Raw genomic sequence first — 20,951 nt, 5'->3', positions numbered from 1 at the left:
TAGGGCGCGCCACACACGCGTATATATAATAATGTGTTTGCGTCAAGAAAAACGCAAATCGGGAAGCTATTCTTGCCGTCTGAATGGCTGATTGAGCGTATTCTGTCGCTTGGTAACGCTTTTTGAGCGCTATTAAAATCAATGTTTTTAGGTATTGCAGCGATTTAGTACAAGATGTAATTTTGCACCGTTTAGAATTAAATACAACATCTATGAAACTACAAACATTTTTGTTGGGCGCAGCAGTGCTCTTTATCGCAACTGCTTGCAGCAAGGACGATCCTGCTCCCAAGCCGAATCCAAAACCGGATCCGAATCCTGAAGTTCCGGCGCAAGTTAAACAAATTACCGTCACAGCAACGGAGTATGACACGTGGACCTACGTTGATTTGAAGACGGGAAAGACTGAAACGCTGGGCGTCAAAGGCCCGTGGGTTTACAAGCAGCAAAACGATGAAGGGAAAATGGAAGAGGCCTATACGAAAGAAAAGCCCGAAAACACAGAAGTACCTAAAGAATTAAAAGATTGGCAGCTGGCTTTCCATCGCTTTGAACCCAAAACGAATATGGGTGAAGTGGTAGAAACGACCGAGACGGAGCTGGATAAGGTGACGACTATTCCCTCTTCAGGCTTCGAGGCCGATAAAGACATCAAGGAGCAGATTATTGTGGACGCGAAGAATATGATGATGGGCCACATCGGCTATGCTAAGATCGCCAAAGTCAACCTTGCGCTCTACAAATGGTTGAAGCGTACACCGACAGGTGGCATGCCGCCTTACGAATACAGCATTCCCGGCAAAGTATTTATCCTTAAATGTAAAGACGGTCAATATTACAAGCTCAAATTTACCGACTTTATGGACAAAGAGGGCAAAAAGGGTGTGATTACTTTCTCTTACGTACCCATTAAGGCCAAGAAATAAAGATTAGGTTTTTATTTTAATGATTTCTCTCCAAGTGGCAGCCGCGCTTATCATTAAGCCTGGTTGCCCCTTGGCTTTTTAGGAAGTACTTCGGGGCTTTATTTTATGGTTTCCGCCGCATTCCTTGTCCGTTTCGCCCCACGCCGGCGCGCCTCCGCCTTGCGGCTTGATGCATAAAAGAAGAGCTTGGCGCTTTGCAACTCCCTTAGCTTGTATTAACTTTGCAATTATGAATCCGATAATTGTAAACGACGGCGACCTGCGTTGCGCGGCCGCCGAGGGAATGGACGCTTTTCTCGACGTCTTTGTGAATGCTTACAAAGCCGCTTGTGGTTCAGAACTCTCAGCTGAAGCTTTCGGCCTGCTTACGCCTGACCAGATCACGCTTTGGGGCTATGCTATCTTGCGCGAAGAGGTGATGGACGGCGGATTTGTCCAACTCATTCACAACGGCTATGGGCCTTTTTTCTTCCACAATCCGTTTGCCAAGGCTTTGAAGCTGTGGGGCGTGGACGACTTGGCGCGTCTCCTCCGCCGCGTCGACAAACAGTATCGCCGCCATCGAAATGTGTTGACGGCCGATTGTACGGAAGCGGAGTTTATGGCGCTTTTTGAGCAGTATCCCGAATTTGACGATCACGACGACGCATTTATCGAAGGCGAAGAGTCATATACGGCGCAGATAGCGGCTTATGTAGACGAACATTTAGACAATTTTGCAACCATCCATGGCAAAGAATAATAAGCTGAAGCCTGCGCGTATCAACATCAAAAACAAGCGTGCGGAGCACGATTATTTCGTAATTGACCGACTGACGGCCGGCATCGTACTGACGGGGACGGAAATTAAAAGTATTCGCCTCGGAAAAGCCGGTCTCGTAGATACGTTTTGCTTCATCAATAATGGCGAAATGTGGGTCAAAAATATGTATGTGGCAGAATATAGCTTTGGTTCTTACAATCGCCACGAGCTGCGGCGCGACCGCAAACTTCTCCTTAATAAGAAGGAGATTCGCCATTGGGCTTCCGAGACCAAGTCGCCGGGTCTGACCATCGTACCGCTACGCCTCTATATCGATGAAAACGGGCGGGCCAAGCTGGATATAGGACTCTGCCGAGGTAAAAAGGAATACGACAAACGCGCTACGATCAAAGAAAAGGAATCGCGCCGCGAAATAGAGCGCGTGACGAAAGCCCATAAGTATTGAAGGCAACATATACAATTCCCCGCCAGACCACCAAGTCTTGACGGGGAATTGCTTTTATCGACTATCGCTTGAGCCGTCTCACACTTTCAGCCCCACCATTTCCCCTTTAGTCGACCCATCCTCGATAGCCCTTCCGCGCATCAACGCTTGGCGGGCCGATTGTTTGAGCGGGCCGCATCGAATCTGCCTGTAAGATGCTTAGTCCTTTGTTTTCAGACGGATATGTTCCGTCTTTTTTGTTTCATATTCCACGTTGACTATTGTTTGCTCCCACCAAACGATAGTTTGCTGCCGCCAAACGATAATTTGCTGTCACCAAACGATGGTTTGCTCCCGGCAAACGATGCGCAAACCCACTTATCGCCTGCCTCAATGCGATGGGGAGGTAGAGAAAACAGCCTTTTCCGCTTCAAGACCTTGCAAGCAGTACACCATAAAGACATACAAAAATGCAGCAACCCAACCATAGGATTGCTGCTATCAAAATTTATGTGTTAGATGCGGCCTATAATTGTTTCAAAATAAGCCCAAGGCACTTCCGGTTGCGCTTCGACACAACGCCGCCAAGCCGTCGGCGTACGAAGTGAGGCCCGCCGCTACGCCGATGGCGCTTGAGCCGTCAGCACGATGCGCGCTTCGCCGCTGCCTTTTGCGTAGCGCGTCAGCAGTTGCCAAGTATGCTCCAGCGCTTGCTTGACCTTTTCCGCATCACCATCATAGCCATTGATGATAATCAAAACCTTTGTCGTCGCTTCTGTACACATTGTGCGCACACTATCGCTCGTTGGCGTGGCAAAAGCCCCATCTGCGTCTCGGAAGACGGGCAGGTCGGCAATGTTAAGTTGTCCGCGTCCGATGGCCTCATACGGTTCTTCCGGCCGGCCCAAACCCAGACTAATCGTGTCGCCCACGATTTTGTCACGATCCAGCACGGCGGTAGAATAGCCGCAGGCTAAGGATACGAGATTGCCTAAGTCGACGAGCGTATCAATAGAAAAGAGCGCTTTACCTTGGAGCACGCGGCGCGCCAACTGCTCGCAGGAAGGCCGATACCGACTCGGATCTTTTCCGGCCGCCTTATAGGCCGCTCGCGTTGTGGCAATGCCGGCTTGTTGTTTGATCGTCGTCGTATCAAAAGTCGCGCGAAGTTGCTCGCTGCAAGTCTCTATCTCCTGCCAAAGGGCAGCCGGTGTCGGCCCGTTGACCACTTCGGCTTCGATAAAGCCGCCTACGTATTGTGGCGCCACGCTTTGCAGTTCGGGCGTAATGTTTATGTTCAGCATATCAAAACTTAATAATCAGATTTTACGTTTCGTTCGCACAATTGTTGGAAATCGCAGTGGGCACATACGTTCAAGTCGTCCGTTTGTCGGAAAGTAGGCGTGTCCATCATACGTTGTAAGAGTTCGATACTCTGCTCGCGGAAGTCGGCCGCCAACGGGCCAAAATCGTAGACGCGCTCTTTCGCAAAAGGAATCCAAGGATCGTAAGCCTCATTGATGAGCGGAATGTGAAAGAGTACGGTGGAGACGGGCAAGTCCTCACCCGTGAATTCGCACACCTTATCTTGCACCGCCAAAGCGTAGAGAAAAGTTTGGAAGATGTAGTAGGGCCTACTCTTTTTCGGTATGAAGAGATCTTCCATCTTGTTGGCCTTTTGCTCTTTTGTACCCGTCTTGTAATCGACTACGCGCAAGGTGCGCAAACCCGAGGGCGTGCAGGCTATGTCTAAGCGGTCGATGCGCCCGCCTACGTTGAAGGGACGCACCGTGCCGTCGATCTTGAGCGGCAGGGAGATGTCGACGTCGCATTCCAAACGTACAATTTCCAAATCGGCTAAACGGTAGTCGTAAGCCAACATTCGGCGAAATAAGTTGCGAACAATCGTTGCATCAACCAAGCGATAAGGCGCATTATTTTTGGCAAAGGCCTCTTCAATCAGCGGATTGAGCCGCTCGGGATGCTCATGATAATAGGCCAATCTTTGAGGGTCTATCTTTCCTTTGCCTTCAAATGGCTTGTAAAAGTCTTCTGCCAATTGGTGAAATACGTTGCCGAAAATTCTATTGTCGAGGGCGGCGTCTGTATCCTCGTGGGGCGTCAAACGAGCTACGCGGTGATAATAGAATTGTAGGGGACAATCAATGTATTTATTGATCGAAGAGGGCGAAAGCGGCACTTGCTGCCCGCCGCGCACAGGGTTGAGGCGCTCAAAGAGGTCTGCCGGGCGCGCCACTTCAATCGGCGTGGGTTGCGGGAGCAGTCGGGGCGCATTCAGGGCTTCTTGTCGTATCCGGAAACGATCACTCACGAGGAGCTGCATCATAAATCGTGACATCTCTCCGCCGCGTAGTCCGTCGGGCGTCGCATTATAAGTAAACGTAACGTGGCGGGCGCGCTGCAAAAGACGGAAGAAATAATATGCATACACGGCGGAGCGATGCGTAGTCGAAGGCAAGCCGAACGCCCGCCTGATGGCGAAGGGAATAAATGAGAGTTCGATGCCTGAAGCCGGCATAATGCCCTCATTGGTTGAGAGTAAGAGAATGTTTTCAAAGTCTAAGTTGCGCGTTTCCAAGATTCCCATCAATTGCAATCCCACCACCGGTTCGCCATGAAAAGGAATAGACGCTTGCGCGGCTAACCGGCGGATCAGCCGATGCAGGGTGGGGGGCGTAACGGTTAACATTCCGCTCTCGACAAGGCCTCGCAGGCGCTCGATAATCGTATAGGATTGGAAAAAAGCTTCGACCGAAAGTTGGCGAAACCGATCATTGCCGGATGGCGTTGCGTCGGCCGCTTCCGCTGTCGCGTCCGCCTGCTGCGCCGCCGCTTGTATGGCCGCTGAAAGTTGGGCAAGGAGCGCGCCGATGTCCGTCGGCGGAGTCGCCGATTTTGATGAACGCGCGGCCGTTTCAGCCTTCGCCGCCTCCGCTTCAAAGAAAGATTCCATCAAACTGTAAGCTGAGGTGTGCGTAAGCGGAAATCCTTTCGTAATGTTGGCTTCTGCTACGCTCGGCGGCAAAGCGTGAAGCGTCGGCTCCAAGAGTTGCTCATCGCAGAGTACGATGGCCGTGCGCTTAGGCTCATCTGTGAGGTGCTTATTCAACCACTGCGTCGCGTAAGCCGCTTGCTCGTTTTCCGTCTGTGCGGCCACGAAGCAGAAATCCTTATCATGAAAATTGTCGAAACAATCCTCAGCCAAGGCGTTTGGGAATTGGCGCAAGTTTTGTCGGAGAAAGCGGCCCGCCTCTGCGGTATCGTCGAGATAAAAGCGGTCATAATCCCAATAAAACAAGGCGCGGTCGGCCTGCTGAAAGTGTTTGAAGAGTACTTCCTCCACCTTGTCGAGCGCATTAAAGCCCACAAAAACGTACAAGTCGGAATCGGTGCCGGCCAAATCCTCTCCGGCGCTCAGCCGCTCCGCAACTTCGCGAAAAATAGCGCCTTCGTAGGCCTTCCCATCTTGTTTTAGGGCGGCATTTAATTGGTTGTAGAGTGGCAAGAGTAGGTTCCAAAAAGCGAAATACCGCTCTCGGATGCCCTCCGGCGGACTTGTGTGTGCCGTCGTAAAAGCTTGCTCAATCGCAGCCCGCTGTTCGTCGCTCAAAAAGTTGCCAAAGTCGATCGCATTATAGTCTTTGACGTTGATGAACAAGCGCTCCGCATCCGCCATCGCTTTATCAACCTGCTCGAAGTCGGACAAAAGCCGCTCGCCCCAGCCATAAAAAAGATCTAAAGGCTCACTCGTCTTCGCCAAGTCCGCATAAATGCGATACATACGGCAGATTGTTTCAATAGGATCTGCCGCCGTGAGCGGCGAAAAGGCCGAAAAAAGTTCGTCGATGGTGCAAAAGCGCGGCGCCCAAACCGCTTTTTCGTCGACAGCAAGGTATTCTATGAAAAATAAAGCGGCACGCTTGTTCGGAAAGACAACCGTGGTGTGCGCGAAGTCTACTTTTCGGCGCCGTAAGTCTTGCGCGACGAGCTGAAGAAAAGGATCTGTCATAACGAAATACTTTCTACCTTGTTTTGATACACGTACCAGAGCCAGCCGGTCACACTTTCGTAGCCCATCGTTTGGAGCAGGTGCATATAGGTCTTGACTTGCGGAGCGTGAGACGCGGCCGGCGCGCCAAACTTAAAGTCTATGACCACCGCCTGCTTGTCTTTCACCAAGACGCGGTCGGGCCGGTGGCGCGAGAGTTGGTTGTTGTTGCGTGAGAGTATGGTATGCTCGTTGAAAAGCTGCCACGAGCCGTCGAACCATCGACTTACCTTCGCGTCCATCAAGCGTTTGCGCAAGAAAGCCAAGTCCTCGGCGTCGTTGGGTCCGCTTAAACCTTCGCGGCGTAGGTTTTCAAAGGCGCGGGGCAAGTCTTCGACCGTATCAATGTCGGAAAGCAGACGATGAAAGCGCTTTCCGCGGTCAATATAACTTTGTTGCAGGTCGTCGGGATCGGCTTCCGTGCGAACGAAGTCTTTCGATTTGTTCGATTGCTTAAAGATGGCGCGTACCGGTTGCGGCGTAAAGTGGAAGGGAACGGCTTCTGCTTTCGCGTCAAACGGATTTTGCGCCTCCGCCGCTTGTTTGCCGGCCGTTTGCGAGGGGACAACGGCGCCCCAAGTCTTGATGGATAATGCTGCGTCCTCACTATCCGCGTCCGACGCAAAGTCCGGGTCGGCGAACGACGCGATCACGCTGCCGAAAGTCGGTTTATTCGAAGCCGGCGGCACGTTTGCCCAAATCAAAAGATTCTTTTTGGGCCGCGTAAACGCAACATAGGCCGCGTTGAATCCATCTACCTTTTGCATTAACAACTCCTGCTCATATTCTGTCTGGAAAATCGATTGCGCCGCCGCTTTATTTTGTTCGATAGGCAAGGTCGGGAGTTCGTCGTACGGACTTTCCTGCGGATGCACCCAAAGCGTGGAGCGACTACCTTGCTTTGTATTAAAAATATCCCAATCGCAGAAGGGAATAAGCACCGTGTGGAAGGCCAGTCCTTTCGACTTATGAATCGTCAGGATGCGAATGCCGTCGACAGCCGTTGAGGGAATGGTCTTCGCAGCTGCTTCCTCGTCCCAGAAATTAAGGAAGGCTTCAATCGAAGACGGATTTTCGTCGAGAAAGGCCAGTACTTGATCCAAAAAGGCCGTGATATAAGCGCTTTCGCCGCTTATGTCGATGCGTTCGTCCGAGCGCCCGGTCGTAAAAAACAAGATGAGTTGCTCTACGAGTTCAAACAGCGGCATTTCCGCCAAGGCCGCGCGGCGCCTGACAAAAGCTGCGGGCAGCAGTGTTGAGCCGGTTTCGGCGATGTCGCTCATCGGGCGATTTTCGGTCAAGATGTGGTTACAATAGATGCGCGTGGCGATGGCTTGCGACAAAGTATCTTTCTCGTCCATCAAGCAGCGCAACGCACTGATTAAGAGTTGCACGACGGGGGAGGCCGATAGGAGAAAGGCCTCCGCAGAAGCGAGCGGCACGTCCAAATGCTGCTCCGCGAAGCGTTCGGCTATGGCCTGTGCCTCCTTGTTTCGCCTGACGAGGATCGCCATATCCGTATAGGCCACGCCGGTTTGGCGGAGCATTTGTATTTGTTGGTAAAGCGAGGCTTCTGCTTCCGCATCAAGCACGTCGGTTTCTGCATCGTGCAGCGTTACGCTTACGTAGCCATCGGCCGTTTTTCGAGGGCAAACTTGCGAAACATCGGCATAGATGTCTTGCAATAGGTGCGCAGCGGCGTCCGTTTCATCCGTTTCCAATCGATCCAGCATTTGCGCGGCCGCCGGAAAAAAGGCGTTATTAAAGTCTATGATGTGCTGCCCACTGCGATAATTTTCACGCAAACTATTTACGCGTGCCGCAGGGTATTCTTTTTCAATGTTTTGTAGGATATTCCAGTCGCCACCATTCCATCTGTAAATGCTTTGCTTCACGTCGCCAACGAGGAGGCAGGTGTTGCCCTCGGCGAGGTTGTTGAGGAGCAGACTTTTGATGTTATTCCATTGCAGGCGGGCCGTATCTTGAAACTCGTCGATCAGGATATGGCGCAACTGTGCCCCCGCGCGCTCGAATACGAAAGGCGCATCTTGCTCGCCGACCATCTCGTGGAAGAGCAGTTTTGTTTTGGCGAGCAGAAAGCGACTGTTGGCTTTGTTAACGAGGTCAAGTGCGGCGGCTACGGCGTTGAGGAGGAAGAGCTGATTCAAGTTTTTGAGAATCAGCCGGCAACTTAAAATGGTTCGGCGCTTGTCGTGGAGCAAGTCGACCAATGCAGCCAAGCGCGAAGATACGTTTGCCGCGCGGCCGTCGTCGGTTACGTTTTTGTTGAGCAATTTTTGCGGGTCCTCAATATATGAGCAGACCGACTTCGTAGGCTCTTCCAAATCGCCATTGAGCAATTTTCGCGCAAAAGCATAGACATACTGCCCCTTTCGACTAAAGCCTTCGAGCGACATGTCGTCCAATTCATCGATTAGGTTTTGCGCCGCGCCGGTCAGCGCCCCCTGTGCCTCGTCCAGCCTTGCGCGCAACGTTTGCCGGTAGCGCCGCATCCGTTCCGCATCGTTCAGTCGGTTGCGCAAGTCGCTCTCGCGCAGTTGGAAAGCCTCACTCAGCACGTTGCGCGCTGAGAAATTTTTCAGATCGCGGCCTACGGACCAGCCCTTGTTGCTGCGCATACGATCCTCGATCAAGTCTTCGATCCAGCCAATCAGTTTTTTATCCGCCCGCTCATCGATGGCATCGAGCAAGAAGTCGACCGCTTCGTCCACGGCCTTTCGATCATCGAGTTCGATCCGATAATTGGCCGACAAACCCAATTCGTGCGCCAAGTTGGACAAGAGTTGCTGAAAGAACTTATCGATCGTCATCACCTGAAAATGGTCATAATCGTGCAAGATCCCATCCAGTGCCGCCTGCGCCCGCTGTTTGAGGTCGGCCGGTTGGCCCAGACGCTCGGCCAGCGCACGCGTGAAATCGTTGTCTCGACCTTCTGCCAAGTCGTACAAATAAGCGAGGATGCGCTGCTTCATTTCCGTCGTCGCCTTATTGGTAAACGTCACGGCCAGAATGTAGCGATGCGAGCCCCCCTTCGATAAGAGTTGCACGAGGTAGTTTTGCGCGAGCGTAAAGGTCTTACCCGAGCCGGCCGAAGCCTTATATATAATGAGTGATTCTTTCATGTCCTTAGCGGCATCTCTTAATAGGCAAAGATAAGGTTTTTTTAGGAAAACGCCGGACCTTATGCCCACTCATCCTGCTTGCTCTTGGCGCGCCGACATCGCCGCTTTTGCGAACAGCGCCCCACAAACCAACACCTTTCGGCCCTATTCGTAGACCAAAAGCCTCCGCCGGCGCCGTTTACGCTCACGAGCGTAAACCCTTTTTCTCGTGAGAACAAACCTTTTTTATCGTGATGAAAAAGCAACTAATCACAGTCGGCAGCGATAGCGACCAATGCTTTGCACTCAGAAAAGGCGTGCGGCGCAGGCAGGAGCAAACCCGAAGTCGGCGGAGCGGTGGGATAAGCGTAAGGAATCAGACTAAAAGAATACCCAATTTTGAGTATTGCAACGATAAAAAGAAAGCGGCAACTTTGCAAGTGCTTTTAAGGCACATAAAATTCATACAACGGTTACGCTATGGCCCGATTTTGGGCAGAATTTCAAAGATGCACCGACTCAAACAAGAGAGCGGTGCATCTTTTTTCTTGCTATTGATGGCTCGTTTTTACAAGCCCATATTCGCTGCGACCGATGCCGCACAGCGCTCACCGTCTATCGCCGAGGAAACAATGCCTCCGGCGTAGCCCGCGCCCTCACCGCAGGGATAGAGACCAGGATGTTGCAAGTGTTGAAGTGTAAGCGCATCGCGCACAATGCGAACCGGCGAAGATGTGCGCGTCTCGGCCGCAATAAGTAAGGCGTCGTTGGTCAAAAATCCTCGACTGCGACGACCGAAAACTTCAAAGCCCGCTTGCAGACGCTTGGTGATAAAGGTCGGCATCCAAAAGTGGAGGGGCGAGGAAACCAAGCCCGGGGCGTAGCTACTCTTAGGTAGGTCGAAACTTAAACGGCCGCGGACGAAATCTTGCATACGCTGCGCGGGCGCCGTCTGGCGCTGATTGCCTTGCAACCAGCAGGCCTCTTCCAAAGCCTCTTGGAAGTAGAGCATACGGAGCGGATTTTCGGCGTCAAAATAGTCACTATGTTCTTCCGAAAAGCGAGGGTCGGCAAAGCGTTCTTCCATAAAGGGCCGCAATTCTCCGTCTAAATCTTCGAGGCGCGTCTCCACGACCATTCCGGAATTGCTCCAAGCGGTGTTGCGGTGGGAGGGCGACATGCCGTTTACAACGATCTGACGCGCGCCGGTGGCCGCAGGGACGACAATGCCGCCCGGACACATACAAAAACTATAGACGCCGCGCCCATCGCATTGCGCTACGTAATTGTATTCGGCAGCCGGCAGATATTTACCTCGCCCTTGCGGATTGTGATATTGCAAGCGGTCGATGAGTTGCGAAGGATGCTCGAGGCGAACGCCGACAGCGATGCCCTTCGCTTCGAGTCGGATGCCATCGCGGCGGAGAAAGCGATAGACATCTCGCGCCGAATGGCCCGTAGCCAAGATGACGGGGCCTAAAAATTCGGCGCCGGCCGTCGTGCGCACGCCGACGACGCGCTCATCTTGGCGCAAAAGACCATCGACGCAGGTCTGAAAGTGGACTTCACCGCCACTTTCGATAATCTGCTTGCGCATGGCTTCGATGATTAGCGGGAGTCGGTCGGTGCCGATATGAGGGTGCGCATCGTAGAGAATGCTTGGCTGTGCGCCAAACTGCGCAAAGATGCGCAGAATCTTATCCACATTGCCGCGCTTCTTGCTGCGCGTATAGAGTTTGCCGTCAGAGTAAGCGCCGGCGCCGCCCTCGCCAAACGAATAATTGCTCTCCGGATCTACCGTCTGATGCTGCTTGATGCGGGCGATGTCCTTGCGGCGCTCGTGGACGTCCTTGCCACGCTCCAAAAGGATGGGGCAGAGGCCGAGTTCGATCAAATGCAAAGCTGCAAAGAGGCCGGCCGGCCCCGCGCCGACAACGACCACGCGGGGCGCACGGGAAACATCGCCATAATGAATCGGCTCATAAGCCACGGAGGGTTCGTCTTCATCAATAAAAAGCAGGACCGTGAGATTGACGAAGACCCGACGCTGGCGCGCGTCGATGCTTTTGCGCAAAAGGCGCATAGCGCGGATGGAACCAGGCGCAAGGTGGAGCTCGGCGGCACAATGGCGACGCAAAGCTTCTTCTTGCAGGGCTATATCGGGTGTGAGGCGGAGTTGGATTTCTTTTTGCATACCGGAAAAAGGGAACTGTGGAGAGAATGATTGAATGTATAGGATAAAAAAATAAGCGCCCGGCGGCGCTTTATCGGCCTTTAGCGAAACAAGGCTTGCAGGGCTTCTTCGACACGGCGCACGGGAATCAACTGAATGTTGACCTCCGCTCCCAAACCTTTGAGTGAGGCTTCGGGGAGCAGGAAGCGCTTGAAACCAAGTTTGGCGGCCTCGGCAATGCGCTGACGGATGCGGGTGACGGGGCGGATTTCGCCGCTCAGACCAACCTCGCCGGCCATTGCAATCGCGCGATCGATGGCAATATCTACATTGCTCGACAAAATGGCGGCGATGACGCTCAAATCGATGGCGGGGTCGGTGACGCGCAGGCCGCCGGCGATATTGAGAAATACGTCCTTGGCCCCCAATTTGAAGCCGGCGCGCTTTTCCAATACCGCTAAAAGCATGTTCAAACGGCGAAGATCGAAGCCGGTGGCGGAACGTTGGGGCGTGCCGTAAGCTGCTGAACTGACCAGCGCTTGCACTTCGATGAGGAAGGGGCGAGCGCCTTCGACGGCGGCGGCAACGGCGATGCCGCTTAACTCGTCTGTGCCTTCCGTTAATAAGAGTTCGGAGGGGTTGGCTACGGGCCGGAGACCTTCCGCCCGCATTTCGTAGATGCCCAGTTCGTCCGTGCTGCCGAAACGATTCTTGATGCTCCTCAAAATACGATAGAAATAGTGGCGATCTCCTTCGAATTGGAGCACGGTATCAACAATATGTTCCAAAATTTTCGGACCTGCGATGGCGCCATCTTTAGTAATGTGGCCGACAAGCAGGACGGGCGTGGCGCTCGACTTGGCATACTTCAAAAACTCTGCGGCGCAGGTTCTGATTTGCGATAAACTGCCGGGGGCGGAATCGATGGTTTCCGTGGCCATCGTTTGAATGGAGTCGATGATTATAAGATCCGGCGAAACGTCGCGCAACTGTTCGAAGATGCGCTCCAGATTGGTTTCGCACAGGAGCAGACAATCGTTGCCGGAAGCTGAGGGCGCTAAACGATCGGCGCGGAGTTTGATCTGCTGCTCGCTTTCTTCACCACTTATATAAAGAACCTTGCGGTTGGTAAGGCGAAGCAGCGTCTGGAGGAGCAAGGTAGACTTTCCGATACCCGGTTCACCGCCGAGCAGGATCAAAGAACCGGGCACTAAACCTCCACCCAAAACGCGGTTGAGTTCGGGGTCGTGGAGATCGTAACGCGACACCGCGTCGGCCTGTACGTCTGAAAGCGACACGGGTCCACGTTTGCTGCGCCTATCTTGGCTTAGCGTGCGTTCAGCAACGCTCGCCGACTGCTGTGAAGAGGAGGACGCGAGGCGGATTTCCTTGAATGTATTCCATTCTCCGCAGGCCGGACAACGACCAATCCACTTGGCTGATTCCTGCCCGCAATTTTCACATACAAAAGCTGTTTTTACTTTCATTCCAGTCCGCTTATGTCGGCTTTAAGGCGCACCAGTTCTTTGCGAATAGCGCGTAGTTCGTCAAGAACATCAGCTGTTTGCACGACGCCTTCCTTATTTTTTCGCAATAATTGTGCAGCCGCGGCGAGGCGAAGTCCACGCACCTTGACCAAATTGTGGACAATGCGTATTTTTTCTATGTCTTCCTTTGTATATTGCCGGATATTTCGGCCGCTTTTCTTGGGCGAAATCTGCGGGAAGACCGTCTCCCAATAGCGCAGAAGCGTCTCTTTCACATCAAACATCTTGGCTACTTCCGAGATGTTGTAATATAGTTTCAAATCTTTCGGTTCTGTCATATCAAAACTGGCATAAATGGCTAAGAAAAAGAACGATCGCTTACGCGGAAGTTGGAGGTTCGTCTTCTTCGATTGACTCTGAACGCTCCGAAGGGTATTCTCGATCAATGATGCGCTTGATGAGCGAATTGCGAATGCGTAGACTGATGAACGAAATCCAAATCAGCGGTATTACGACGAAGAGTAAGAGCTTGAAAAGTATGTCTAAAAAGTTGTATTTAGGCGCTAAACTAAACGTATAATCGATACCCGTGGCCGCGAATACGCTGACAAAAGCTCCGAGCCAAAACAGAATCAGCGCCAAGAACGTTCCCCAGAACAGCGGATGGCGCAAGGCGCGGCGAATGACGTGTTTGCGCTCGCTTTGAGGCACACGTTGGAAGGCCGGAATTTGGCGTAAGATGCTGTCGAACGTCTCTTTTTTATTCATTGTCGTATGTTTTCAGCCGGCGTTCCGGAGTACCGTTTTTACCGTAAAGGGCAATGACGCCGGAGGGCAAAGATAAGAGAAAATACCTAAAACGTCCCTATCTTTAGGGCGGTTTCTCTGAAAATTGTAACTTCGCCCGCAAATGGGAAGTATGAAAACAGCAGCACTTATTTCAGGCGGTGTAGACAGCGCCGTTGCAGTTCACCTGCTGAAAGAGCAGGGTATCACGCCCGATCTCTTTTATATTAAGATCGGCAACGGACCGCAGGGCGAATGGGATTGCAAGGCGGAGGAAGATTGGGAGATGGCAACGGCCGTGGCCCGACGCTACGGCTGCAAGCTCAAACTTATCGATCTGCAAAAAGAGTATTGGGACGAAGTAGTCGGGTATATCGTCGACCGATTGCGCAAGGGATTGACGCCAAACTCCGACGTGATGTGCAACAAGTACATAAAATTTGGCTGCTTTGAGGAACGCGAGGGCCACAACTACGATCGTATCGCCACGGGACACTATGCGCAGACGGAAACAGACGAGGCGGGGAGAGTTTGGCTCACCACGGCGCCTGATCCGATCAAGGATCAGACGGATTTTCTCGCACAACTGGACGGCTTTAGCGTGCGTAAGCTCATCTTTCCCATAGGTGGATTGATGAAAGATGAGGTTCGAAAGATCGCGCAGGCGGCGCATCTCGCGCCGGCCAAACGCAAAGATAGCCAAGGTATATGTTTTTTAGGCAAAATCAGCTTTTCGGAATTGGCCCGCAAGTATTTGGGCGAAAAGGAAGGGCTGGTTGTGGAACAAGAGACGGGCAATATTATCGGCAAGCATAAAGGCTATTGGTTTTACACCATCGGGCAGCGCAAAGGTTTAGGTTTCGGCGGCGGGCCGTGGTACGTTGTGCGCAAGGATATCAAACGCAATATTATATATGTGAGTCGCGGTTTCGAGACGAAGGCGGCTTACGGCAAGGCCTTCCGCATAGAAATGCCGCACTTCATTACTTACAACCCCTATGAGGCGGATGGCGACTATCGGGTTACGTTTAAGGTGCGCCATACGCCGGAGTTTACACCGGGCCGGCTGCTTGTGCGCGGCGGGAAGTACGAGTTGCATTCGGACGAGTTGATTCAGGGTATCGCACCGGGCCAATTTGCCGTATTATATGACGAACAGGCGCACCGTTGTTTGGGTAGTGGTGAGATTGGATTGCTTCCGCCCGCCAAAATACAATAAGATCTTCGTGCAGAAGCGTGATTTTTTAGCCTTTTATTTGGTTTGAATCAAAAGTTTCTCTACTTTTGCACTCGCTTGCAACGCTTAGGCGTTTGCGGGGTGTAGCTCAGCCCGGTTAGAGTACGCGTCTGGGGGGCGTGTGGTCGCTGGTTCGAATCCAGTCACCCCGACAAAGCAATAGAGGTGGTAGACATCAACAACTTAAGATGTTTGCCACCTCTTATTTTATGCAAGAAATCAGTCGAGACGGGGTGGGTTCGGAGCGATTGGTGCGTCTACCTGCTTTTGATGATAATATGATGTAGATTCACCCTGCATACGAGGTTTCTCAGCACTTACCATTATAGCACGTATCGTGCTGATGTACTATGTGGATTTCTAAGCTGCTTTAATCATCCGAAGCGAGATTGGAGCGACTCAATTTGCCAAAGAAGCACCCGTTGTCGCCAAATCTTTTTTGGGTGGAGGAGTATGTTAAAATGCAAAACGTTGTAGAGTAAGCCGTTTACAGGGCTTGTTTATCATTTTATCCTTGTTGGGATGTTTATTGTTTATTTTTTATCAGGAAGCAATAGTTTTGTCTCTTAAACCAAGTTCGTCCGGTCTTAGTTTGTTACAATTAAAGGGCAAGGGCGAAGAGATACCTGTCTCTTTTCCCTTGCCCTTTGTATTGCCCTCCCGCTCCGGAAGCAGAAAGTGAAGTCTGCAGAAATGGAGGCGGGCGAGAGCCGAAGTCGCTTACGGTTTGGGTTTCTGCTTCTCTTTCTTCCGCTTCGGGTTGTCGACCTCCACCTCGATCTTCTTCAAGGCCTGGCGAACGGGCTCTTTCCACGTCACGATGATGCGCGGACGCTTCAATGATTCGGCGCAGACATCGACCTCCTTGGCTTCCATCTTCGAGGGGATGGCGGTGCGCAGCGAGAAGATGTCGCCCAAGTCGAGCGAGCCGCCGAGGGTGACAACCTCTATGACGATGTTGCGCAGCGTGATGATGACGTTCCTCACGTCGCCCTCGCTCAATGACGTTTCCCTGACGATGCGCTCCACGAGCCATTTCGAGGAAAACTTCAGCGGAGCCTTCGGCACGGCGCTGTAGGCCTTCTGTCCCTTGCGCGGACCTATGCGCATGATGCTTTCAATCACTTTGAATACCAGCATATTGTTTATTGTTTTAAGTTATGAAAAAAGGGTGCCGTTCATCTGGAACGGCACCCGGTTAATACCATTGTTTTGTGTGTCCTTTTGTACTCCTATAAGGACTCCTCTTGTACTCCTATAAGGACTTGCCTTGGACTCCTATAAGGACTCCTCTTGCACTCCTATAAGGAGTACGATTGTACTTATATAAGGAGTACAAGAGGACTTACATAAGAGGTCCTCTTGAAGTTATATAAGGGTTTGTCGTGTGGTGTCTGTATGACCGTCTTCTTCTATCTTTCTTCGTTTGTAGATTATTGGGCTCTCCAAACATTACGGCTATAGTCTTTACCGGATTGGCTTATCCTAATAGATTTATTGTTTTCCTGGGTTGATAAATAGAATATATTTCCTGAAGAATTATACACTTCTGTAGACGACCAATAGTCGCCTATCCTAAGAAAGAAATAATCCTCGATCTTCTCAGGACGACCAGTTGGTAGTCCGGTGATGTTACTTGTAGGATAACCACCTCTTGTGTAATCTTTTTCGTCAGGAGCTTTTGCTTTGAGGTCTGCAACAATTTTATGGTTTTCAGTGGCAATTACGCTTTGCTTCTTTATCCAAACGCCAGCTCCATAATAAAGGCGATCATTGTATTGATAGAATTCTTTATCAACAAAATGCGGATCACCTTTTTCTATGTACCAAACAATTTCGTTGACATTCGGACAATACTCGGCATCGTGGCGAGACCAGCGTTGAGGGACGCTGACGCCCATAGCGTCAAGGTTGGAAACCTGCATATGCTGGCGAATAAACTTGTTCTTACCGGCTTTAAAAGTAACGTTTTTGTATTCATTGCTGAAAGTAAGCTTGTTATGATAACCATCCTCTAATGTGTATTCCACTTTGAAGGTTTCGTATGTGCCGGGAGCTATCACCATCATTGCGTATCCTCTTCCCTTTGTCGTGGAGGGATTGACTCCGAAACCTTTCGTCCCTTTTCCTACGTTGAAAGTAATAGTCTTGTTTTCATCTGTAGTCGCAGGACGAGAATTCAGATCAATACCATCATCCGTGAAGTTGAATGTGCCTGAGATAGCCTTGTCTGCTGTTACCTTGATTTGTCTAATATATGTATTGCTGATATCCCAAAGTGCTTTCATCTCAGAATAAGGCGCGAAAGTGATGTATGCTGCTTTGTGATCAAGTTTGAAAAAGTAGTAGTAGAAACCTCCTTGTTGAGTAATTTTATTAGCTATGCCCACAGCACAATCACCTACCAGCCCAAACTGGGTAGCTTGGTTTTCATATTCCTGGTTTTGCACAGAGGCGATGGTCACCTTATCGTGAGTCGTGGCATTCCCATGGCCTGTATAGCGTACAACGTAAGAGGGTGCTGTAAAGACTCCGGGAAAATAGAAATGTGCTTGTTCATTCCTGTAAAAGAGTTCATAATCTCCTTTAATTGAATTTGCCGAGTCTTGCGCCCATCCATTTTCTCTTTTAACCCAGATATGGTCACCTTTCATCCAAGAGACATTGAGTTGTGAGACGAAGTTGTCTTTTTCATATTGCCCCACGGTGCGTATTTGTTTCTGCTCTTTGCTTTCTTGTGCTTCACCGGAAGAGACGAAGGTGGTCAGCCCTTTTTTCTCCGGGTCGGTCTTATCATTTTCTTTGTTATCGATCAGATTGTCCGTAGAGCATCCTGCCAGCAGTATGCAGACGAGCAATAGGGATTTCTTGATTATTGTTTCCATACGTTTCTTGTTTTTTGAGTTATTTGTTCTTCTGTGTTGCGTCAGAAGTTGTTCTACTTTGCTTAGAGTTCTTCGTCATCGTCCTCTATGGGATTGTTGTTTCCTTCTAACCACTTGGCGCCGGAAACGTCCAACAACCGTCCTTGAAATTCTAAAGTAATGACTTTAATCTCCGGCTCTATGTAGGCCATCTTCTCTAATCCTTCTTGTTTCATATACTTTTATTTAATGGATTAAACTATGCTTATATTCCTCTTGCCAACACTGGTAAGAGGGTACGAAAAAAAGAACAAAGGGATCTCGCGAGAGCCCTTTGTTTGCAGGGGTTTACGGCACGCTTCGCGCGCGCGTAGGAAAGGATTTGAAAGTGTGTGATTACGGCCTGCGCCTGTGTGTGTGTGTGTGTGTTAGCAAAATCTCCGAAGCGACCAAATATAAACCCTTAAAAAGTGCAGAGGAATCCACATTGCTCCGCAGCACCTTATTGAATATGTTTATATTTGTTTTTGCCATCACCTTCACGCTCACCCGCCAAGCGGCGTAATCGGAGGCAAAGTTAAGACCTTTTATTGAAACCGGCAAACATTAATCGCGAAAAAGATGCTTTGTAAAACGTGTTATACGCTTAAAAATCAGAGGCGATAGTCCTGCTGCATTCGGCTAAGCTTTATCTTTATCGGAGAGCAATAATTAAATATAGACCTTCTTTTGTGCGAACATCGATTTTAGGGGTCGGCCCGTAGGATTAAAATTATAGCTGTCTGCAAATGTTTTGCAGACAGCTATAATGCTATATATAATAATGTGTATTTCGCTCAGGCGCGTTGGGCGCTTATTTGATCAGTTTCAATTCTTTCAAAATATAGCTTGAACCGCCGACTTTATCTGCGACCCAGAGGACATAACGAATGTCGGCAGAGATACAGCGTTGCAGTTTCGGATCATAACGGAAGTCGCTCATCAAACTTTCGATGTTGCCGTCGAAGGCCAAACCTATGATTTCGCCGCGATCGTTCAACACAGCCGAACCGGAGTTGCCGCCCGTGATGTCGTTGTTTGAGATGAAACACGTCTGAAGCTTGCCATCCGGGCGCGCATATTGGCCAAAATCTTTCGCCTCATAGAGTTCGCGCATCCGTTCGTTGACTACGTAATCGCTATCGTTCGGATTTTCTTTTTCAAACATTCCTTCGAGCGTCGTACACCAATCGTAGCTGACCGCATTGCGCGGCTGCATATTGGCGATGTGTCCATACGTGAGGCGCTGCGTAGAGTTGGCGTCGGGCGCTTTTGAGAAATTGGTCATTTCCAACAAGCCTTTCACGTAAGTGCGTTGCAAATCGATCAATCGGCGGTTGGCATTGCCGGTAGCACGTGCCAAGGGGACGTAAGTCTTCAGCATAATTCGATAAATAGGATCATTCAAGAAGGCCGTCGTGTCGGGATGTTGGAGGAATTCTTCCAATGCTGCGCGTGAACGGAAAATAGATTTTTCATAGACCTCTTCAGCCGTGGGCACTTTCAAGGCTTTTGAGCTTTGCAAGCGGCAGTTTTTCTCCCATACGGGGGCTAAGGCTGCGTAGCGGCGTTTGTCTTGCGCGAAGTTCGACTTGGTCGGCATAATGTAGAGTGCGGCGCGCAAGCGTTCTGCAGCAGCTGCAACGTCTTCCGGTTTGCCCGTGCGCATCAAGCGTAGGAAATTGGCAGCGTCGAGCGGGTGAACGAAGATGCCCGCTGTAGTAATCGTGCGCGTAATCAAGGTTGCGTCGTGCACGCTATCGCCATACGCTTGCGCAAGTTTGGCGATGTCGCCAACCACGGTCTTGTAAGCCGGATTGCCACTCTTTTCTGCGAAAGCCTGAAAAGCTTTTTCTTCCTTACGTAGCGTTTCTACGAGCTTATTCTTGCGCACAGATTCGATGGCGCCGCCATAGTTTTTGACGAGGTTGTTCAAGCTCATATCTTCGTCTTGCAACGCGAGCTTTTCAGCTTCGCTGCGCGCCATTTCCGTAGCGTTGAAGGCCAATTCGACGCGGCCGGCTTCGACGATGGGGCGATACATATCGCTCATAAAGTGGGCCAAAGCATCGCTGGTCAAGAAGCGCTGCGTGTGGCCCGGAAATCCCATAACCATCGTGTAATCGCCCTCGTTAATGCCTTTGAGTGAGATGGGTAAATACGTCTCGCGCTTCAGCGGAACGTTCTTTGCGCTGTAAGCAGCCGGCTGTCCTTTTTTGTCAGCGTAGATGCGGAAGATGGCAAAGTCGGGGTTGTGGCGCGGATAGACCCAGTTGTCTTGATTACCGCCAAACTGCGCGATATTCAGTGGCGGATTGACCACGAGGCGTACATCTTTATACGTCTGTTCGACAAAGAAATAGAAGCGGTTAGCGCTAAAGAAAGCTACTACGCTTCCGCGTGCACCAGGCATCTTGCTATATTTAGATGCTTTGAACATCTTTTCGCCGAAGGGCCTCAAGAAGCCTTGGCTCTGCATCGTGTAAGTGTCGGCGCCGGCGGCTTTGGCCGCTGCTTCGACGGCTTCCGTGACGTCCTCGATCGCGATGATGAACGTAAATGTCAGGTCTTTGACCGGCAATTCTTCGGCGCGGCTTTTCGCATAATAGCCATCGCGCAGATAATTGCGTTGCGTTGTGCTGATACCGTGCACATAGGAGTAACCGCAATGGTTATTGGTAAGCACAAGTCCGTCGGGCGAGATCACTTCGCCCGTGCAGCCGCGCCCAAACTGGCCGATTGCATCTCGCAGCGAAGGGCCGTTTTCGTTGTACAATTGATCCAGCGGCATCTTTAGTCCGGCTTTTTTCAGCGAGTCGGCCAAATGCTGCTGCTCCATCAGTTTGAGAAACCACATCCCTCCATCTGCTTGGGCCGTTAGTGCCAAGAGGGCGAGGAGAGAAAAGAGTAACTTTTTCATAGTCTTGGGTTGTATTGAAAGTTAATTAAAAAAGTGTTTGTCAAGAGGCTCTACGGCATCGCGGAGAGGCCGTCGGAGAGTCTTTCTGTTTCGCTATAGACGATAGACGCTGCGAATTTAAGGAAAAAAAGCACGTGAGTG

15 protein-coding genes and 1 tRNA gene are annotated in these 20,951 nt (G+C 50.9%); 5 read left to right on the top strand and 11 right to left on the bottom strand.

Going from position 1 to position 20,951, the window contains the following annotated elements; genetic code table 11:
- The first annotated feature begins 212 nt into the window (after positions 1–212).
- The 3 genes from GCWU000325_RS10980 (at position 213) to smpB (ending at position 2,134) form a co-directional block, all read left to right on the top strand.
- Positions 213–926 (top strand): HmuY family protein, encoded by a 714-nt coding sequence (locus GCWU000325_RS10980; protein WP_006255120.1) that lies wholly within the window; start codon positions 213–215, stop codon positions 924–926.
- A 229-nt stretch (positions 927–1,155) separates the two neighbouring features.
- Positions 1,156–1,668: a DMP19 family protein gene (locus tag GCWU000325_RS05035; RefSeq protein ID WP_040599358.1), complete on the top strand. Its 513-nt coding sequence runs from the start codon at positions 1,156–1,158 to the stop codon at positions 1,666–1,668.
- Entirely contained in the window at positions 1,655–2,134 is a 480-nt protein-coding gene (gene smpB / locus GCWU000325_RS05030; RefSeq protein ID WP_006255118.1) for an SsrA-binding protein SmpB, read from the top strand. Before GCWU000325_RS05035 ends, smpB begins: the two co-directional genes overlap by 14 nt.
- Before the next feature lie 596 nt (positions 2,135–2,730).
- Here smpB and GCWU000325_RS05025 read toward each other — a convergent pair.
- The 7 genes from GCWU000325_RS05025 to GCWU000325_RS04995 form a co-directional block, all read right to left on the bottom strand.
- Positions 2,731–3,417, bottom strand: a complete 687-nt coding sequence (locus tag GCWU000325_RS05025) for a B3/B4 domain-containing protein (protein ID WP_006255116.1) — start codon at positions 3,415–3,417, stop codon at positions 2,731–2,733.
- A gap of 8 nt (positions 3,418–3,425) precedes the next feature.
- Entirely contained in the window at positions 3,426–6,143 is a 2,718-nt protein-coding gene (locus tag GCWU000325_RS05020) for a PD-(D/E)XK nuclease family protein (protein ID WP_006255115.1), read from the bottom strand.
- A complete protein-coding gene (locus GCWU000325_RS05015; RefSeq protein WP_040598950.1) occupies positions 6,140–9,325 on the bottom strand; it encodes a UvrD-helicase domain-containing protein in 3,186 nt (1,061 codons plus the stop codon). The genes GCWU000325_RS05020 and GCWU000325_RS05015 overlap by 4 nt, the downstream gene beginning before the upstream one ends.
- Before the next feature lie 547 nt (positions 9,326–9,872).
- Positions 9,873–11,498 carry an NAD(P)/FAD-dependent oxidoreductase gene (locus tag GCWU000325_RS05010; protein ID WP_040598947.1) on the bottom strand — a complete coding sequence of 542 codons (1,626 nt, stop codon included), beginning with the start codon at positions 11,496–11,498 and terminating at the stop codon, positions 9,873–9,875.
- Positions 11,499–11,578: 80 nt separating this feature from the next.
- A complete protein-coding gene (gene radA, locus GCWU000325_RS05005) occupies positions 11,579–12,964 on the bottom strand; it encodes a DNA repair protein RadA (RefSeq protein WP_006255110.1) in 1,386 nt (461 codons plus the stop codon).
- Positions 12,961–13,302: a MerR family transcriptional regulator gene (locus tag GCWU000325_RS05000; RefSeq protein ID WP_006255109.1), complete on the bottom strand. Its 342-nt coding sequence runs from the start codon at positions 13,300–13,302 to the stop codon at positions 12,961–12,963. Before GCWU000325_RS05000 ends, radA begins: the two co-directional genes overlap by 4 nt.
- 40 nt (positions 13,303–13,342) lie before the next feature.
- Complete coding sequence (locus GCWU000325_RS04995) at positions 13,343–13,732, bottom strand: hypothetical protein (protein ID WP_006255108.1); 390 nt, start codon at positions 13,730–13,732, stop codon at positions 13,343–13,345.
- Between the two features lie 151 nt (positions 13,733–13,883).
- Between GCWU000325_RS04995 and mnmA the strand changes: the two genes are divergently transcribed.
- Positions 13,884–14,969, top strand: coding sequence for a tRNA 2-thiouridine(34) synthase MnmA (mnmA, locus tag GCWU000325_RS04990; RefSeq protein ID WP_040599355.1), 1,086 nt, complete (start codon positions 13,884–13,886; stop codon positions 14,967–14,969).
- Positions 14,970–15,064: 95 nt separating this feature from the next.
- Positions 15,065–15,139: transfer RNA gene (locus GCWU000325_RS04985), tRNA-Pro, on the top strand.
- 568 nt (positions 15,140–15,707) lie between these two features.
- On the opposite strand, the gene GCWU000325_RS04980 is transcribed toward GCWU000325_RS04985, so the two are convergent.
- From GCWU000325_RS04980 to GCWU000325_RS04965, 4 genes are all read right to left on the bottom strand, one after another.
- A complete protein-coding gene (locus GCWU000325_RS04980) occupies positions 15,708–16,127 on the bottom strand; it encodes an HU family DNA-binding protein (RefSeq protein WP_006255105.1) in 420 nt (139 codons plus the stop codon).
- 293 nt (positions 16,128–16,420) lie between these two features.
- On the bottom strand, positions 16,421–17,872 hold the full coding sequence (locus tag GCWU000325_RS04975; RefSeq protein ID WP_006255104.1) for a hypothetical protein: 1,452 nt from the start codon (positions 17,870–17,872) through the stop codon (positions 16,421–16,423).
- A 62-nt stretch (positions 17,873–17,934) separates the two neighbouring features.
- Positions 17,935–18,087 (bottom strand): hypothetical protein, encoded by a 153-nt coding sequence (locus GCWU000325_RS11955; RefSeq protein ID WP_006255103.1) that lies wholly within the window; start codon positions 18,085–18,087, stop codon positions 17,935–17,937.
- Positions 18,088–18,704: 617 nt separating this feature from the next.
- Positions 18,705–20,810 carry a S46 family peptidase gene (locus GCWU000325_RS04965; protein ID WP_006255101.1) on the bottom strand — a complete coding sequence of 702 codons (2,106 nt, stop codon included), beginning with the start codon at positions 20,808–20,810 and terminating at the stop codon, positions 18,705–18,707.
- Positions 20,811–20,951 lie beyond the last annotated feature (141 nt).

Origin of the sequence: Alloprevotella tannerae ATCC 51259, assembly GCF_000159995.1 — a bacterium.
In the GTDB taxonomy this organism is placed as follows: Bacteria; Bacteroidota; Bacteroidia; order Bacteroidales; family Bacteroidaceae; genus Alloprevotella; species Alloprevotella tannerae.
The sequence above is the reverse complement of the archived record's forward strand: the minus strand, read 5'-3'. Positions and strand labels throughout refer to the sequence as shown.